Annotated in this window: 18 protein-coding genes; 14 read left to right on the top strand and 4 right to left on the bottom strand. The window is 32.1% G+C overall.

The window, feature by feature from the left end:
- The first annotated feature begins 6 nt into the window (after positions 1–6).
- From BP92_RS0101445 to BP92_RS0101420, 6 genes are all read left to right on the top strand, one after another.
- Entirely contained in the window at positions 7–369 is a 363-nt protein-coding gene (locus BP92_RS0101445; RefSeq protein ID WP_026724410.1) for an MmcQ/YjbR family DNA-binding protein, read from the top strand.
- Positions 370–479: 110 nt separating this feature from the next.
- Complete coding sequence (locus BP92_RS0101440) at positions 480–1,175, top strand: PH domain-containing protein (RefSeq protein ID WP_026724409.1); 696 nt, start codon at positions 480–482, stop codon at positions 1,173–1,175.
- 155 nt (positions 1,176–1,330) lie between these two features.
- A complete protein-coding gene (locus BP92_RS0101435; protein ID WP_035692590.1) occupies positions 1,331–2,653 on the top strand; it encodes an OmpP1/FadL family transporter in 1,323 nt (440 codons plus the stop codon).
- Positions 2,654–2,776: 123 nt separating this feature from the next.
- The gene (gene sqr / locus BP92_RS0101430) at positions 2,777–4,012 is read left to right on the top strand and encodes a type III sulfide quinone reductase, selenoprotein subtype (RefSeq protein WP_026724407.1); all 1,236 of its coding nucleotides are present in this window, start codon (positions 2,777–2,779) and stop codon (positions 4,010–4,012) included.
- 29 nt (positions 4,013–4,041) lie between these two features.
- Positions 4,042–4,353 carry a TusE/DsrC/DsvC family sulfur relay protein gene (locus BP92_RS0101425; RefSeq protein WP_026724406.1) on the top strand — a complete coding sequence of 104 codons (312 nt, stop codon included), beginning with the start codon at positions 4,042–4,044 and terminating at the stop codon, positions 4,351–4,353.
- Between the two features lie 15 nt (positions 4,354–4,368).
- Positions 4,369–4,872, top strand: coding sequence for a DsrE/DsrF/DrsH-like family protein (locus BP92_RS0101420; protein ID WP_026724405.1), 504 nt, complete (start codon positions 4,369–4,371; stop codon positions 4,870–4,872).
- A 54-nt stretch (positions 4,873–4,926) separates the two neighbouring features.
- Here BP92_RS0101420 and BP92_RS0101415 read toward each other — a convergent pair whose 3' ends face one another.
- Both BP92_RS0101415 and ahcY read right to left on the bottom strand, forming a co-directional pair.
- The gene (locus tag BP92_RS0101415; RefSeq protein WP_026724404.1) at positions 4,927–6,027 is read right to left on the bottom strand and encodes a DUF4407 domain-containing protein; all 1,101 of its coding nucleotides are present in this window, start codon (positions 6,025–6,027) and stop codon (positions 4,927–4,929) included.
- A gap of 194 nt (positions 6,028–6,221) precedes the next feature.
- A complete protein-coding gene (ahcY, locus tag BP92_RS0101410; RefSeq protein ID WP_026724403.1) occupies positions 6,222–7,538 on the bottom strand; it encodes an adenosylhomocysteinase in 1,317 nt (438 codons plus the stop codon).
- A gap of 129 nt (positions 7,539–7,667) precedes the next feature.
- On the opposite strand from ahcY, the gene BP92_RS0101405 reads away from it, so the two are divergent.
- From BP92_RS0101405 to BP92_RS0101380, 6 genes are all read left to right on the top strand, one after another.
- Positions 7,668–8,297 (top strand): 4'-phosphopantetheinyl transferase family protein, encoded by a 630-nt coding sequence (locus tag BP92_RS0101405; RefSeq protein ID WP_026724402.1) that lies wholly within the window; start codon positions 7,668–7,670, stop codon positions 8,295–8,297.
- Position 8,298: 1 nt separating this feature from the next.
- Entirely contained in the window at positions 8,299–9,015 is a 717-nt protein-coding gene (locus BP92_RS0101400; RefSeq protein ID WP_026724401.1) for a geranylgeranylglyceryl/heptaprenylglyceryl phosphate synthase, read from the top strand.
- The gene (pnuC, locus tag BP92_RS0101395) at positions 9,012–9,626 is read left to right on the top strand and encodes a nicotinamide riboside transporter PnuC (protein WP_026724400.1); all 615 of its coding nucleotides are present in this window, start codon (positions 9,012–9,014) and stop codon (positions 9,624–9,626) included. Before BP92_RS0101400 ends, pnuC begins: the two co-directional genes overlap by 4 nt.
- The gene (locus tag BP92_RS0101390; protein WP_026724399.1) at positions 9,596–11,131 is read left to right on the top strand and encodes a DUF4301 family protein; all 1,536 of its coding nucleotides are present in this window, start codon (positions 9,596–9,598) and stop codon (positions 11,129–11,131) included. The genes pnuC and BP92_RS0101390 overlap by 31 nt, the downstream gene beginning before the upstream one ends.
- The gene (gene arfB / locus BP92_RS0101385; protein WP_026724398.1) at positions 11,124–11,525 is read left to right on the top strand and encodes an alternative ribosome rescue aminoacyl-tRNA hydrolase ArfB; all 402 of its coding nucleotides are present in this window, start codon (positions 11,124–11,126) and stop codon (positions 11,523–11,525) included. Before BP92_RS0101390 ends, arfB begins: the two co-directional genes overlap by 8 nt.
- A gap of 273 nt (positions 11,526–11,798) precedes the next feature.
- On the top strand, positions 11,799–13,985 hold the full coding sequence (locus tag BP92_RS0101380) for a TonB-dependent receptor (RefSeq protein ID WP_026724397.1): 2,187 nt from the start codon (positions 11,799–11,801) through the stop codon (positions 13,983–13,985).
- A 55-nt stretch (positions 13,986–14,040) separates the two neighbouring features.
- Here the strand turns inward: BP92_RS0101380 and BP92_RS0101375 are convergent, their stop codons facing one another.
- Complete coding sequence (locus BP92_RS0101375; RefSeq protein ID WP_026724396.1) at positions 14,041–14,463, bottom strand: Rieske (2Fe-2S) protein; 423 nt, start codon at positions 14,461–14,463, stop codon at positions 14,041–14,043.
- A gap of 157 nt (positions 14,464–14,620) precedes the next feature.
- On the opposite strand from BP92_RS0101375, the gene greA reads away from it, so the two are divergent.
- The gene (gene greA / locus BP92_RS0101370) at positions 14,621–15,097 is read left to right on the top strand and encodes a transcription elongation factor GreA (RefSeq protein ID WP_026724395.1); all 477 of its coding nucleotides are present in this window, start codon (positions 14,621–14,623) and stop codon (positions 15,095–15,097) included.
- 13 nt (positions 15,098–15,110) lie between these two features.
- Positions 15,111–15,500: an HIT family protein gene (locus tag BP92_RS0101365; RefSeq protein WP_026724394.1), complete on the top strand. Its 390-nt coding sequence runs from the start codon at positions 15,111–15,113 to the stop codon at positions 15,498–15,500.
- 28 nt (positions 15,501–15,528) lie between these two features.
- Here the strand turns inward: BP92_RS0101365 and BP92_RS0101360 are convergent, their stop codons facing one another.
- Entirely contained in the window at positions 15,529–16,677 is a 1,149-nt protein-coding gene (locus tag BP92_RS0101360; protein WP_026724393.1) for a sensor histidine kinase, read from the bottom strand.
- Positions 16,678–16,766 lie beyond the last annotated feature (89 nt).

The raw sequence follows: 16,766 nt of genomic DNA, 5'->3' as shown, positions 1-16,766 counted from the left end.
ATCAAAATGGACATCCAACAACTATACGAATTCTGCCAATCTAAAAAAGGTGTCACTGAACATTTTCCGTTTGATGAAGATACTTTGGTATTTAAAGTAGGTGGAAAAATGTTTTGCTTAACCTCATTATCCGAATGGGAAAAAGGAACGCCATCGTTAAATTTAAAATGCGATCCAAAACGAGCTTTGGAACTTCGAGCGGAATATGAAGCCATTGAACCAGGCTATCACATGAGTAAAATACATTGGAATACCGTTCGTTTTCATGGTGATGTTTCCGATAAAATGATGTGCGAATTGATTAATCATTCCTACGAACTTGTTTTCAAAAGTTTAACGAAAAAAGTCCAACAAGAAATTCAAGAATAGAAAATTAGGCATTACTTTTGTGAATGATTTCTGTGAGGTTTTTAAAATCTTGTAGGTAAAAAAGTAAATGTTGAATATTCAATTTTGAATAAAGAATTTTGAAATAAATTATGATAGACAACTTAAAAAAAATATTAAACGAAGATCAAGATCCAAAAGCTATTGAGAAAATCACGGCTAAATTGGAAAATCTTTTAATGTCGAACGAAGAAGTAGGCTACATTGCCGTTCAGAAAAAACCTGCAGTAACTATTTTTCCAGATAGCATTGTGGTGACCAACAAACGTATCATTTTATGTAAGCCTAAAAATTTAGGTTTGTCAATGGAATTCATTGATTATGATTGGGATGATATCGCAGGTTCGTTTGTAAAAGAAGGTATTTTAGGAGCAGATTTTACCTTTACAACTAATTCAGATTTAACACACACAGTTGATTATTTACCAAAAAATCAAGCTCGAAAATTATACACTTACGCGAAAGAGCAATTGGATTTGTTGAAAAATCCGAAAATAACAACTCCAATTATAGAAGAAGTTAAATCGGAAACTCTAGTTCAAGAAGAAGCTATTGAGGAAACTCCAACAGAGGAAGTAACTAATTATGCTGAAATTATACCAACTCCAAATGATGTAATTCGCGATACGGAAGTTGAAGCTCCAATTTCGGAAGAAAAAGGGTTAGCGCAATTAACACAAGACGAGTTGTTTGCGAAACTTCAGAATTATAAAAAATTATTGGATAACGGTTTAATCCTTCAAGGTGAATATGACCGATTAAAATCGGAGATTTTGAAATATCTATAATAAAATAGTAATATTGTTTAAAGCCTGAAATTTACGTTTCGGGCTTTTTTGTTATTATAAAGATAGCTATTTAAAGACAGCTTACAATGATTTATATCATAAATATCATTTTTTTATACTTTTAACTTTGTATAGAAATTTTAAAAAACGATATCATGAAAAATGTCATATTTAATTTTAGCTTACTTTTTGTTTCAAGTTTTTTATATGCTCAAACAGGTCATATTATGCAAGGTGTTGGAGCTTCTAATATGTCTATGGGAGGCGCTTCAACAGCACAACCATTAGAAATATCAGGTGCACTACAATGGAATCCAGCAGCAATATCTGTATTTGATAGTAAAATAATTAAGTTTGATTTAGGCTTTTTTTATTCTTCTCCTGAATTATATTCAACTGTTCCAGAGTTTGATTCTTTTGGAAATCCAACAGGAAATTTTTATAGTGGAAACACAAAAGACGACAGAGGTGTTTCTCCTATGCCTGCATTAGCTATGGTTTGGGGTAAAGAAAACAGTAAGCATACTTTTGGAGCTTCTGCATTTGGAATTAGTGGATTTGGAGTTACATTTCCTCAAAGCACAATAAATCCAATAAATATGCCTCAAAGCATGGGCGGATTTGGTAAAATTGAATCAGATTATATGTTACTACAAGTTGGATTTACTTGGGCTTATAAAATTTCAAATAAATTGTCAATTGGACTAGCTCCAACGTTTAATTATGCAAGTTTAGAATTAATGCCAAATCCTACAGCCAGTCCTTCAATGGCTGGTTATCCTTCAACAAATAAAGCTTCTGCAACTGGATTCGGAGGTCAATTAGGATTATTTTATGATTCTGCAACTGGATTTAAAGCAGGCGCTTCGTATAAAACCCAACAGTTTTTTAGCGCATTTGATTTCGAAAATACATATTTAGATAATTCAACAGGAACAAATGAATTTAAAATGAATTACCCAGCAATTATTTCTTTTGGATTAGGTTATTCAAAAAACAAATTTGACTTGGCTTTAGATTACAGAATGGTTGATTATGAAAATACTGATGGTTTTTCAAATACAGGTTGGACATCAACAGCATCTGTAGCTGGATTTGGATGGAAAAATGTTTCCATTTTATCAGCAGGGATTCAATATAAAGGAATAGAAAAATTACCTTTACGATTTGGTTATACCTATAGTTCAAATCCCATTGATAGTGATGTAACTATGTTTAATATTCCAGCTACTGCAATTATTGAAAATGCTTTTCAGTTTGGATTCAGCTATAAAGCTACTAATAATTTAGTTCTCGATGCTGTATATCACCACGGAATAAGTAATGGTAAAACTTCAGGTCAATTATTAAATCCAATGTTTGCTTCAAGTTCAAATCCGTATGGTGCAATTCCAGGAAGTGAGGTTGCTTATGATATGACAACTGATTTAATAATGTTTGGTGTTTCTTACAAAATTAATTCTAAAAATAAAAAATAAAATTATTAAACTCATAAAAAATCAAAGTAATTGAAATTTAGTTGTGTAACTTATGTTACTTTGAGATTTTTTATAAATTAGTAACTTTATTGTAATATTTAAGAACATAAAAATTACAAAATAATGAAAAATTTAGTAATACTTGGTGCAGGAACAGCTGGAACTATGATGGCAAGTCACCTTAAAAAGAAGTTGAACATATCAGATTGGACTATAACAATAGTTGATCAATATAAAACACATTACTACCAACCGGGCTTTTTGTTTTTACCTTTTGACACCTACAAACCAGAAGATGTTAAAAAAACAATTGATGAATTTATACCGAAAGGAGTTAAATTAGTTCGAGAAAAGATTGATATAATTGATAAAGATTCAGATACAGTAGTCCTAGAAAACGGAACAAAATTAAAATACGACATTTTAATCCTTGCCACAGGAACAAAAACTGCTCCTGGAGAAGTAGAAGGCATGTTAGGTGATTATTGGTACAAAACCATTTTCGACTTTTACACCTTTGAAGGAGCTTTAGCCTTACGAGACAAACTTAAAGATTGGAAAGGCGGAAAAATGGTCGTGCACATTACCGAAATGCCTATCAAATGTCCCGTTGCTCCTCTAGAATTTGCGTTTCTTGCCGATTCCTTTTTTCTTAAAAAAGGAATGCGAGACAAAGTTGAAATCACATACGTTACGCCACTTTCAGCAGCGTTTACAAAAGAAAAAAGTTCAGCAGCGTTAGGCCACCTCTTAAAAGAAAAAGGTATTAAAATCGTTCCCGACTTTGCTGTAGAACATATCGATGGTGAAAAAGGTGTAATTGTCGATTATGGTGGAGATGAAGTTCCTTTTGATTTATTGGTAACAATACCCACAAATATGGGAGATGAAGTCATGCTTCGTTCTGGTTTTGGAGATGATTTAAACTATGTTCCTACAGATAAAAACACACTACAAACAACCGTTAAAGAAAATATTTTTGCCATAGGTGATTGTACCAATGTTCCAGCTTCAAAAGCAGGTTCTGTAGCCCATTTTCAAGCAGAAATATTAACTGAAAATATTCTATTATATATTGATGGCAAAGAATTAAAACCAGATTTTGATGGTCATGCCAATTGTTTCATTGAAACTGGTCATGGGAAAGCCCTTTTAATTGATTTTAATTACGATTACGAGCCAGTTAAAGGAAAGTTTCCATTTGCAGGAATTGGTCCTTTAAATTTATTGACAGAATCTCGATTAAATCACTGGGGTAAATTAGCCTTCAGATGGATTTATTGGAACATGCTCTTACCTGCAAGAAAATTACCATTCATTACACCAAAAATGAGCAAATCAGGAAAGAATTTTGACTAAAAATAATATTAATATTAAATAATAAAAAGATGGAAAAAGTAATAGCAGGAAAATCAGTAGATGTTGACACAAATGGATATTTAACTGATTTATCACAATGGAATAAAGACATTGCAATAGAAATTGGAAATGAAGAAGGTATAAACGAAGTAACACCAAAGCATTTTGAAGTGTTAACCTATTTACAAGAACAATATAAAAAAGATATCGCTCTAACCATTAGAGGTGTTGGAAAAAGTGGCGTTGTAGATATCAAAGAATTATATACTTTGTTTCCAAAAGGACCATTAAAAATATCAAGTAAAATGGCTGGAATTCCAAGACCCAAAAGTTGTATTTAATTTAAAATTTTCAACATGGAAACGAAAGAAAAAAAACCTTTAGAAAAAGTGTGTATCATATGTGCCAAAGGAAATCTTGAAGATGTTTACGCCTCTTTAGTGATGGCCAATGGGGCGGTAATGGAAGGAATCGAAACGAATCTGTTTTTTACATTCTTTGGACTAGAAGGTATCACCAAAAAATCAATGAATCACTTGCATACAGCAACAACAGGTAACCCAGCTATGAAAATGCCAGGTGGAATTCCATTTCCAACTATGCTTGGCGGACTACCAGGAGTAGAATCTGCAGTTTCAAGTATGATGAGAAAACAAATGGATGAATTAGGCATGCCTCCCGTTGATGAATTTCTAGAAATGATTACAGCTGGCGGCGGAATGATTTACGCTTGTAAACTTGCGGTTGACATGTTTAAACTTTCCAAAGAAGATTTGTCTGAAGAAGTAACAGATATTATTACCATAGGAGAATTTTACGAATTGTGTGATGGTGACAGGACACAAATCATTTTTACGTAGAAATTACTTTTATTAGAAAAGGCAATGTAAATTTAGATTTCATTGCCTTTTTTATTACAAACTCTTCTTTTGCTTCTCCACAAATCCATCAGCTTGGAGTTTTAGCAATTCCATAGCGCTTTTCTTTTTGTAGTTGTAAAGTTCTTTGTCTTCTTTTATGTCGGCATACACTTTATCGTAAATTTCTGCATCAGTTTGTTTTTGTAATTCGCTTTGGTAACGGTTTTGAGCTAGCATGTTTTTGATGCCCATTTCGTTATCTTCTTGTTTAAAGTCGTATTCGCTTTTTGGTGATAATAATTTCGCAATAATTGGTGAAGTTTCAATAGCTAAAAACAATAGCATAATAAAAAATGAAGGTAAGAAAGGTAGTTTATTCAAGGCGTTAATTCGCGCCATTAAACCGTCGAAACCTTCAATAATAGGTTGGGTTTCGGTGACTTTTTTGTCTAAATCGGCTTGTAAGGTTTTAGCTTTCGCTTCTAAATCGGTAATCTTTGCTTGGTTTGAGGCTTTTAATGTCGCTAAATCTTGCAAAGCAGCATCATGTTTTTCACGTTTCTCTTTATAAACCGGACCTTTACCTAATTTTTTAGTTCCGGCAGTTCCTTCGGCTTCTGTGATGTAGACTGAATATAAATCGTTTACTTCTTTCTCTTTTTTAAGAATATCCGATTTTAAACTATCAATTTGCGCTTTGTTTTTATCTAAGTCGGATTGAAAATAATTGGCTACTTGTTTTTTGTTAGCCAACATCATTTCGTTCTTTTCTTTCAATAAAACGGTATTGATTTCTTTTTCAAAGATTTTGATTTCCAAAGGTTTTGAAATTACGATTGCAATAATAATCGCCAATGCAATTCGAGGAGTTGCCTGAATAAATTCGTCAAGAAAGCTATCTCTTTTTTTAATGGTAGAAACAATAAATCGATCCAAATTAAAAATGAGCAAACCCCAAACTAACCCGAAAGCTATTGCAATAAAAGGATTGTCGAAAACAGTAAAAAGGGCATAAGCACTCGCAATAAAAGCCATTACGGCAGTGAAGAAAACGGTAGCTCCAATTCCGGCATATTTGTTTTGCTCGCCATTGGAACAGCCATTAATTATGTCGGAATCTACGCCCGAGCATAACATAAAAAAACGTTTTAACATGATGATTGATTTTGATCCACCAAAGGCGGACAGGTTGATGATTGATGATTAGTACAAATTTAACGCCAAAAGTTTCAAGTTGTTGCTAATTTGTTGAAAAATAGTTGGTAAAAGAAAAAACCCTCACATTGCTGTAAGGGTTTTGTATAATTTAGGTGACTTTTTACTAATCACTTTTCACTATTTACTAAAAATTAGTATCTGTAATACTCAGGTTTGAATGGACCTTGAACTTCAACTCCAATGTAAGCAGCTTGCTCTGGATTTAAAGTTTCTAATTCAACACCTAATTTAGCTAAGTGAAGTGCTGCTACTTTTTCATCTAAATGTTTAGGTAACATATATACTTCGTTTTTGTATGCTGCACTGTTTGTCCATAATTCAATTTGAGCTAACGTTTGGTTAGTAAATGAATTTGACATTACAAAACTTGGGTGACCTGTAGCACAACCTAAATTTACTAAACGACCTTCAGCTAAAATGATAACTTCTTTACCGTTTACGTTGTAAATATCAACTTGAGGTTTAACTTCTTGTTTTGTATCACCATAGTTAGCATTTAACCAAGCCATATCGATTTCGTTATCGAAGTGTCCGATGTTACAAACGATAGTTTTATCTTTCATAGCTTCGAAATGACGACCTACTACGATATCTTTATTTCCAGTTGTAGTAATAACGATATCAGCATTAGCAATAACAGTGTCTAATTTTTTAACTTCGTAACCGTCCATTGCTGCTTGTAAAGCACAAATTGGATCAATTTCAGTAACTGTTACAATAGAACCAGCACCACGGAAAGAAGCAGCAGTTCCTTTTCCTACATCACCATAACCACAAACAACTACTCTTTTTCCTGCTAACATAACGTCAGTAGCTCTACGAACCGCATCAACAGCAGATTCTTTACATCCGTATTTGTTGTCAAATTTAGATTTAGTAACGGAGTCATTTACGTTGATAGCTGGCATATATAAAGTTCCTGCTTTCATTCTTTCGTATAAACGGTGAACTCCAGTTGTAGTTTCTTCTGATAAACCTTTAATTCCAGAAACTAATTCTGTGTATCTATCAAAAACCATGTTTGTTAAGTCACCACCATCATCTAAAATCATGTTTAATGGTTGACGATCTTCTCCAAAGAATAAAGTTTGCTCAATACACCAGTCAAATTCTTCTTCATTCATACCTTTCCATGCATAAACAGGAATTCCAGCAGCAGCAATTGCAGCGGCAGCATGATCTTGAGTAGAGAAAATGTTACAAGAAGACCAAGTTACATCAGCACCTAAAGCAACTAACGTTTCAATCAAAACTGCTGTTTGGATGGTCATGTGTAAACATCCAGCAATACGAGCTCCTTTTAAAGGTTGACTTGCGCCATATTCTGCTCTTAAAGCCATTAAACCTGGCATTTCAGCTTCAGCTAATTGAATTTCTTTTCTTCCCCATGCTGCTAAAGAAATATCTTTAACTTTGTATGGTACATATGGAATTGTTTTTGTACTCATTATATTTATTAATTTATTTTTAAATTTGAGGGTGCAAAGTTACAACATAAGTTTTTATTTTCTAAATAATGTTTGAAATTTTGTGATTTGTTTATCTTGCTAATTATTTGAACCACAATTAAATATCCGATGCCTTTTTATACATCCATACAAATTAATGCAACTACAACCGCATACTTTTGGCACATCACAGAAGATGTAACTTCATTATTTAGAGCGGTTTCGCTAAAAGATACTTCATTATTTAGATTAGAGGGAATGAAATCTAAAGAACATCAAAAGGGTTTTTTAGCCGTTAGAATGTTGTTGCAACATATTGGATATAATGATTATGATTTAACATATACTGAAACAGGAAAACCAATTTTAAATGATGGTAAAAATATTTCTATTTCGCATTCTCATACATTTTCTTGCATTTGTATAAGTAATCAAATAATGGGTATTGATATTGAAATTCTAAAAGAGAAAACCTTGAAAATTGCCCCTCGTTTTTTAGAAATGAAGCATCTTGAAAATCTTTCGGAATTTGAAAAAATAATGAAGGCAACTATTATTTGGGGTGTTAAAGAATCGATATTCAAAATTAAGAATGAAGTAGGAATAAGTTTTCCTGAACATATTTTTGAAGACGAATTTTGTTTATCTGACGAGAAATGTTCGGCAGAATTGCATTTTAATAACACAATAGAAAAGTTTACTATTCAATTTTATAAAGTAGAAGATTATATCTTTGTGTGTGCTTTTCCAAATAAATAAAATGCAAAATCTCTATTCAAATATACTTCAAGCTAAAAAAGACAATAGAAAACTATTAGCTATTCTGATTGATCCTGAAAAAGTTTCTATTGAGAAAGCAATTGTTTTGTCAAATAAAATTAAAGAATCACCAGCCACACATATTTTTGTTGGAGGAAGCACATTTAGCGGAACGCATTTGGATGAATTGATAGCTACATTAAAAAAAGAAACACAATTACCCATTTTAATTTTCCCAGGTCATCCATCACAAATTTCCAATGAAGCTGATGGAATTCTATTTTTAAGTCTACTTTCAGGTCGAAATCCAGAATATTTGATTGAGCATCATATTAATTCGGTAGAAGCGTTAGAAAAATCAAATTTAGAAATTATCCCAACAGGTTATTTACTAATCGATGGAGGAAAAGAAACCGCCGTGCAACGTGTAAGTCAAACCCAACCAATTGAAAACAACAATATCGAATTAGCTTACAAAACCGCAAAAGCAGGCGAATTTTTAGGAAAGAAATTGATTTATCTAGAAGCTGGAAGTGGTGCCAACCAACACGTTTCATTAGAAATGATTCGGTTTGTATCACAAAATATTCATATTCCTTTGATTGTTGGTGGAGGTATTCGTTCTATGAAAACGATTCAAGAAGTGTATGAAGCCGGCGCAGATTTGGTGGTGATTGGAACAGCTTTTGAAAACGATAGTAACTTCTTTTCGCTATGATAGAGTTTCTTTTTTCTCAGTATAAAGAGTATTCCAACTTCTTGATTGCATTAGAATTAATTGCTGTCGTATTTGGAGTTATCAGTGTTTTGTTTGCTCGAAAAAACAATATTTTGGTATACCCAACGGGTTTGGTTAGCACGATTCTTTACGTTTATATTTTGTTTGAATTTCAATTGTATGGCGATTTAATTATCAATTTCTATTATACAATTATGAGTTTTTTGGGTTGGTATTTATGGTCCAAAACAAAAAGCGGTGCAGAAGAATTTCCCATTTCAACTATTAATCGGAAAGAATTTCTAATTTCAACGCTAATTTTTACAATTACCTTGACGTTTGTTGTATTAGTTTACCATTTTTTTGATAAATTTACCCATTGGACAGCTTATGTTGATGCACTCACAACAGGATTATTTTTTGTTGGGATGTGGCTCATGGCCAAAAGAAAAATCGAAAACTGGATTTTATGGATTATTGCCGATGCAATTTCAATTCCTTTATACTTTTATAAAGGGTTGACCTTTTCGAGTTTTCAATTTATACTATTTACGATTATTGCTATTTTAGGCTATAAAGAATGGAAAAGATTTTTACAGAAGACGATTTAATATACATACAAAAGAGGGGAAACTCAATCGATAAAATTCAACAACAGTTGGATTTTTTTATCCAAGGAATTCCCAAAATTAACCTAGTTCGCTCAGCAAAAGTAGGCGATGGTATTTGGCAATTTTCAGAAGAGGATACCTCTGTTTTTGTAAACTATTTCGATAAACACAAAGCCAATTATTCGATTGAAAAGTTTGTGCCTGCTTCGGGTGCGGCTACTCGTATGTTCAAATTTTTGAATGAGTTTTTGAATGAGTTTGATGCCGAGAATGACACTATCAATAGTTATATTAATAAGCGAAATGCTAAAGATATTTCGATCTTTATTTTCGGATTAAAAAACTTTCCTTTCTACAGAGAATTGAAAGAGAAAACTATTCAATTGTATCCGAATTATTATTCGTTATCAAGCGATAAAAAATATCACGCATTAATAAAAACTTTGTTAAGTAAGGAAGGATTAGATTTTGCTAACAAACCAAAAGGTATTTTGCCTTTTCATGTGAGAGATGAGAAAATCATTACTCCAATTGAAGAAAATATTTTTGAGTCCGATTTTTTTAAGAAAGAAAATCAAAAGACAAAAATTCATTTCACTATAACGGAAGAATTTCAACCCGATTTTGAGAAGATTACCAATCAATTTTCAGATTGTGAAATCAGTTTTTCGTATCAAAATCAATCCACCGATACCTTAGCGGTTAATGAAGATAATACTCCTTTTCGTGTAGAAAATGGAGAGTTGTTTTTTAGGCCTGGTGGGCATGGTGCTTTGATTGATAATTTGAATGCGTTACAATCGGATATAATTTACATTAAAAATATTGATAACGTTTCTCAAAATCATAGAAAAGTAATTGAAACGAATAAGAAGTTATTAGGTGGTGTTTTATTTTTTGTTCAGTACAAAATTTTCAATTATTTAAAATTGCTTTCAAACGGAAATGTAACGGAAGCACAAATTAACGAAATCAGAGATTTTGCTGAAAATAAAACAGCTTTTCCATTGCCAGAAGAATTTAATTTTTTCCAAACCGAATACAAAATTGAGTATTTAATTAAAGTCTTAAATCGACCAATTCGTGTTTGTGGAATGGTTAAAAATGAAGGCGAACCAGGTGGTGGGCCATTTTGGGTACAAGATGAAAAAGGACGTCAAACTTTACAAATTGTTGAATCTTCTCAAATAGATTTGAATAATAAATCGCAAAAAAACATAGCAAAAGAAGCTACTCATTTTAACCCGGTTGATATTGTTTGCGGAGTTAAGAACTTTAAAGGCGAAAAGTTTGATTTAACCCAGTTTGTCGATCCAAAAGCAGCTTTTATTACCGAAAAAACAAAAAACGGCAAACCTATTAAAGCTTTTGAACTTCCTGGGTTATGGAATGGCGCTATGGCAAAATGGACCACTATTTTTGTTGAGGTTCCGTTAGAAACTTTCAATCCAGTTAAAACTGTAAATGATTTATTAAAATCTTCACACCAACCTGATAATGGATAAATCAATAATCGCATCTGAGTTTTCATTTAAAGCGGTAAGAAGTAGCGGTGCAGGAGGACAAAATGTAAATAAAGTTTCTTCTAAAGTAGTGTTGACATTCGATATAGTCAATTCAAAAGGATTGACCGATGATGAAAAAACTTTGTTGCAAACCAAAATCGCAACTAAATTAACGCAAGATGGAATTCTTATTTTAACTAGCGAAGAAGATAGAAGTCAACTGAAAAACAAAGAAAAAGTCATTAAGAAATGTTTTAAGTTACTAGAAAATGCACTGATTATTCCAAAAGAGCGAAAAGAAACTAAAATTCCAAGAGCGGTAAAAGAAAAACGCCTGAATGCCAAAAAAGTAATGAGCATTTTAAAGCAAAATAGGAAAAAACCAAACTTTTAAAAGTTCAAGAACAAATTCAAGTTCAAAATCAATATAAAAAAGTTTGAAATTGAAATTGTTCTTGTAATTGTCATTGATATTGCCTTATCTTTGCCCCGTCTCAAAGGGGTGCTCTAAATAACGAGCTGAGATCATACCCATAGAACCTAGAACAGATAATGCTGTTTAGGGAATTGACAAAAATAAATGTGCACGTTTATTAGCGTCAAAGAGTATTAAAATTAATTTTTAACCAAGGAATAATTACCCCTTTTATTCGTATTTATTTTACGAATGAAAACTTTATTCAAAAAAAATGGCTTAATGCCAAAAACAAAAAGTCGCTATTTTAGTTGCCTTTTACCTTTTGCCTTTTACCTTTTGCCTTTTATTTCTTTTTCGCAAGAAACTAAGAAAGATACCACAAAAGTTACCGAATTAAAAGAAGTAACCGTTTCGTCTGTTAGAGCAAAAGACAAAAACCCAATTACATTTACAAATGTTTCCAAAGAAGAAATTGCGCCACGAAATTTAGGTCAAGATGTACCCGTTTTATTGCAATATTTGCCTTCTGTGGTTAGCACAACCGATGCTGGAAATGGAGTAGGTTATACGTACATGAGAGTACGTGGTTCTGATGGCTCTCGTATTAATGTTACCTTAAACGGGGTTCCTTTTAATGATAGTGAAAGTCAAGGAACATTTTTTGTGAATTTACCTGATTTTGCTTCCTCTTTAGAAAGTGTTCAGTTGCAACGTGGAGTAGGAACTTCAACTAATGGAGCCGGAGCTTTTGGCGCGAGTTTAAACATGGCAACCAAATCCTATCAAGAAAAAGCGTATGCCGAAATTTCAAATTCTTTCGGAAGTTTCAATACGAGAAAACACACGCTTTCTTTTGGTACAGGTTTGCATAATAATTTCGAAATGAATGGTCGAATTTCCAATATAGCTTCGGATGGATTTATCGATAGAGCTACTTCTAATATGTTTGGTTATTTTTTTAATGCTAATTATGTGAAGGAATCTACTTTGATTAAGTTTTTAGCTTTTGGTGGAAAAGAAAAAACCTATCAAGCTTGGTACGGAACGGAAGATTTAAATGGAAGTAGAACCTTCAATCCTGCCGGAATGTATTTCGATGAATTCGGCAACATGAAATTCTATAATAATGAAACCGATAATTATTGGCAAAATCATTTTCAATTGCATTGGACAGAAAAATGGACAGAGAACTGGATTTCAAATGCGGCATTACATTATACCATTGGGAAAGGCTATTTTGAACAATACAAAGAAGATGCAGATTTAACCGACTATAATTTACCAGCTTTTAATGGTAATCCAATTTCTGATTTGGTAAGAAAACGTTGGTTAGATAATGATTTCTTTGGAGCCACATTCTCGTTAAATTATAAAACAGCTAAAACCGATTTATTATTTGGAGGAGCTGCAAATCGTTATTTAGGATTGCATTATGGTGAAGTAGTTTGGACACAAAATTACATTCCAAATCCAAATCGCTATTATGATAATTATGGTAATAAAGACGATGTAAATTTTTATACAAAAGCATCATACAATGTTACAAACAAGTTGAATTTATTTGCTGATTTGCAATACAGAATGGTGTTTTACGATGCTACTAGTACAAAGTTCGACGATGTAAACGATACGTTTCGCTTCTTTAATCCAAAGGCAGGTTTGAATTATCAATTAAACGAAAAAAACGCCTTTTATGGTTATTTTGGAATTGCTAACAAAGAACCACGACGAGATGATTACGAAAATGGCGCTGTAAAACCAGAGCGTTTATTTGATTATGAATTGGGATGGAAATACAATTCTAAAAAAGTAAAATTATCAGCAAACGCTTTTTACATGCGATATAATGACCAATTGGTTATGACAGGAGCACTAAACGATGTAGGTTCGCCAATTTTTACAAATAGTGGAAAAAGTTACAGATTAGGTTTGGAGATAGAATCTACAATTGCAATTACTAATAAATTAATTTTGAATCCAAATATAACTTTGAGTCAGAATCAAAATAAAGATTTCTATTTTCAAAGAGATGGTGTAATTCTAAATTTAGGGAATACAAATATTGCGTATTCACCTAATTTTATTTTTGGAAATAGGTTTACTTACTTGCCAGTTAAAGGATTACAATTGTCATTATTGTCAAAATTTGTTGGAGAACAGTATATGGGAAATATCGATTCAGAAAATTCTATATTGGATAGTTATTTCATTAATGATTTTAATGCTTCTTACGATTGGCAAATCAATAAAGGAATTAAATCGATTGTTTTTTCAGCGTTGGTAAATAATATCTTTAATGTAGAATATGAATCAAACGGGTATTTCTACACATATGATGATACTTGGTCTGGACCAACTCCAGTAACAATAGAGGGAACAGGTTATTATCCGCAAGCAGGGATTAATTTTCTTCTTGGAATGAATTTAAAATTTTAGTTAAATTAAGTTAAGTTGAAAAAAGCCTGAAAATATAAAATTTCAGGCTTTTTTATTAATTGTATACACGAAGCGAAACTTCACTTGTTTGTTCTATGCGATAACGTTTCATTGGATATTGCATGCCTTGTGATAAACCAGAGAATAAACTATAACGTTTATCGTCACACGGACAAATAGCATTAATGCCACTTAAAGTCATAGTGGAACAAGAGGCTAAAGCCTGATTTGGACATGCTGCGTCGTAAGCAACATAACCACTTCCTGTGTTAAAAACGATTATTCCTCTAATTCCTTGTCCAGCAGAATTGATGTAAACTGCATTAGCAGGACTTAATAAATTACTGTATTGAGGTAAACTCATATTGATGTTTAAGTTTACAGGATAGTTTGGTAAATATGGGTTATTGTTTTGAAAATCTTCTTTGTCACATCCAAAAAATAAAGGTATTAAAAGTAGAATAAGAAATTTTTTCATTAGGTTTTTTGTTTTCATTTGTAAAACAAATTTAATTAATTACTTTTGACTAAACATTACAATATTACTTAAATTAATATTAAAAATAAATCACTATCTTTGTGAAAAGGAATCCCATGCAGGTGGGATTCTTTCTATTTATATAAACTATGAAGTTATGAGTACAGTATCTTATTACACCGCAGAAGGATTAAAAAAATTAAGAGACGAATTAGATCAACTTAAAAGTATAGAGCGCCCTAAAGCATCGCAAGCTATTGCAGAGGCAAGAGATAAAGGAGATTTATCTGAAAATGCAGAATATGATGCTGCAAAAGAAGCGCAAGGTTTATTAGAAATGAGAATTTCTAAAATGGAAGAGTTAGTGGCAAATGCTCGTTTAATTGATGAGTCGCAATTAGATTTGTCAAAAGCATTGGTGTTGTCTACCGTTAAAATTAAAAATCAAGCTAATGGTATGGAAATGAAGTATACATTAGTAGCTGAAAGTGAAGCCGATTTAAAAACAGGAAAAATCTCAGTAACTTCTCCTATTGGGAAAGGTCTACTTGGAAAATCTGTTGGAGAAGTAGCAGAAATTAACGTGCCAAACGGTGTGTTAAAATTTGATGTTTTAGAAATTACAAGAGACTAATAATTTATTTAAAATGGCTAGTATTTTTACTAAAATAGTAAACGGAGAAATTCCTTGTTATAAAATTGCTGAGGATGAAAATTATTTGGCTTTTTTAGATGTGAATCCTAATGCAAAAGGACACACACTTTGTATTCCAAAACAAGAGATTAATAAAATCTTTGATATGGAAGAAGATCATTATTTAGGATTAATGAAGTTTTCTAGAAGAGTAGCTAAAGCTGTTGAAAAATCGGTTGAATGTAAACGTATTGGAGTAGCTGTTGTTGGATTAGAAGTGCCACACGTTCACGTACATTTAATTCCACTTCAAGATATGGATGATATGCGTTTTCAAAGAAAAACCAGTTTAACACCTGAAGAGTTTCAAGAATTAGCAGAACAAATTGCTTCAAACTTATAAATAAAAATCCCGATGATTCGGGATTTTTTTATGTTGTTTTATAACTAATCTGCATGGTAGTTCCTTTTCCAATTTCAGAATGAACTACTTTAATTTTTCCTTTGTGATATTCTTGAACAATTCGTTTAGTTAATGATAATCCTAATCCCCAACCGCGTTTTTTAGTGGTAAACCCAGGTTCAAAAACTTTAGTGAATAGGTTTTTAGGAATTCCTTTTCCAGTATCTGAAATACTGATTTTTACCATATCTTCTAATTCTGAAATTATAATATTTAGACTACCTTTTCCCTTCATGGCGTCAATGGCATTTTTCACTAAATTTTCTATTGTCCAGCTATGCAAAGCAGGATTGATTTCCACATAAATAGGATGTTCAGGAGCCTTGAAAGTAAAATTAACTTGCTGAGAAACTCGAGTTTGTAAGTAATCAACCGTGTTTTTCGTGTCTTCAACTATATCACGTTTTTCTAATACAGGTTCGCTTCCTATTTTCGAAAATCTATCTGTAATGGTTTGTAATCGAGTAATATCTTTTTCTATTTCTACAATGGTACTTTCTTCAACATTGTCTAATTTTAAAATTTCCAACCATCCAATTAAAGACGATAAAGGAGTCCCAATTTGATGTGCCGTCTCTTTTGCCATTCCAGCCCAAAGTTTGTTTTGCGTCGCCATTTTGGTTGCACGATAAAAATTATACACTACAGCACCAAACAAAATAATAATCAATAATAAAGCAATAGGATAATATTTTAATTTATTTAATAAAGGCGAATTTCCATAATAAACCAATTGATAACTTTTCTCCGAAAGTTGCATTTTTATGGGTTGGTTGTCGTTTTTTATCGAATTGAAATATTTTTTTAACGCAGCAGTATCATTTGCAATTGCGTCCTCAATATTGTTGTGGCTTATAATGGAATCTTTACTATCTGTTACAATCATTGGGATTGTAGTATTGTTTTGGATGATTTGGAATGGTAATTCAATATCTGTAAATTCATTGGCATTAGCTAACGTTTTTTGCGCACTTGCCCAAAACTCCATTTTTGCTCGCTCTTCGTTTTTAAAAATTTGGAAAAAGTTATAGGTATTCCAAAGTATTAAGATTACAATGAAAAAAGATGCTACTATGATAAACCAACGCGTAAGATTTCGCTTTTCTGAAAACTGCATGTATTCGTATTTGAAGTAAAAATACTAAAATCCTTTTTAATTTGATGTTTATTCTTGTAATTGAACTTGTAATTGTTTGTTATCTTTGT

This window comes from Flavobacterium sasangense DSM 21067 (genome assembly GCF_000686885.1).
Classification (GTDB): Bacteria; Bacteroidota; Bacteroidia; order Flavobacteriales; family Flavobacteriaceae; genus Flavobacterium; species Flavobacterium sasangense.
Note: the sequence above shows the minus strand (reverse complement) of the source record. Positions and strands in the feature narration are given on the sequence as shown.

Bases quoted from the DNA above. Each gene is read 5' to 3' on its own strand.
- BP92_RS0101405 (WP_026724402.1), top strand. From the start codon at position 7,668: ATGCCTTTTTATACATCCATACAAATTAATGCAACTACAACCGCATAC.
- BP92_RS0101420 (WP_026724405.1), top strand. From the start codon at position 4,369: ATGGAAACGAAAGAAAAAAAACCTTTAGAAAAAGTGTGTATCATATGT.
- BP92_RS0101445 (WP_026724410.1), top strand. From the start codon at position 7: ATGGACATCCAACAACTATACGAATTCTGCCAATCTAAAAAAGGTGTC.
- BP92_RS0101375 (WP_026724396.1), bottom strand. From the start codon at position 14,463: ATGAAAAAATTTCTTATTCTACTTTTAATACCTTTATTTTTTGGATGT.
- BP92_RS0101390 (WP_026724399.1), top strand. From the start codon at position 9,596: ATGGAAAAGATTTTTACAGAAGACGATTTAATATACATACAAAAGAGG.
- pnuC (WP_026724400.1), top strand. From the start codon at position 9,012: ATGATAGAGTTTCTTTTTTCTCAGTATAAAGAGTATTCCAACTTCTTG.
- BP92_RS0101365 (WP_026724394.1), top strand. From the start codon at position 15,111: ATGGCTAGTATTTTTACTAAAATAGTAAACGGAGAAATTCCTTGTTAT.
- ahcY (WP_026724403.1), bottom strand. From the start codon at position 7,538: ATGAGTACAAAAACAATTCCATATGTACCATACAAAGTTAAAGATATT.
- BP92_RS0101425 (WP_026724406.1), top strand. From the start codon at position 4,042: ATGGAAAAAGTAATAGCAGGAAAATCAGTAGATGTTGACACAAATGGA.
- sqr (WP_026724407.1), top strand. From the start codon at position 2,777: ATGAAAAATTTAGTAATACTTGGTGCAGGAACAGCTGGAACTATGATG.
- BP92_RS0101440 (WP_026724409.1), top strand. From the start codon at position 480: ATGATAGACAACTTAAAAAAAATATTAAACGAAGATCAAGATCCAAAA.
- greA (WP_026724395.1), top strand. From the start codon at position 14,621: ATGAGTACAGTATCTTATTACACCGCAGAAGGATTAAAAAAATTAAGA.
- arfB (WP_026724398.1), top strand. From the start codon at position 11,124: ATGGATAAATCAATAATCGCATCTGAGTTTTCATTTAAAGCGGTAAGA.
- BP92_RS0101415 (WP_026724404.1), bottom strand. From the start codon at position 6,027: ATGTTAAAACGTTTTTTTATGTTATGCTCGGGCGTAGATTCCGACATA.
- BP92_RS0101435 (WP_035692590.1), top strand. From the start codon at position 1,331: ATGAAAAATGTCATATTTAATTTTAGCTTACTTTTTGTTTCAAGTTTT.
- BP92_RS0101360 (WP_026724393.1), bottom strand. From the start codon at position 16,677: ATGCAGTTTTCAGAAAAGCGAAATCTTACGCGTTGGTTTATCATAGTA.
- BP92_RS0101380 (WP_026724397.1), top strand. From the start codon at position 11,799: ATGAAAACTTTATTCAAAAAAAATGGCTTAATGCCAAAAACAAAAAGT.
- BP92_RS0101400 (WP_026724401.1), top strand. From the start codon at position 8,299: ATGCAAAATCTCTATTCAAATATACTTCAAGCTAAAAAAGACAATAGA.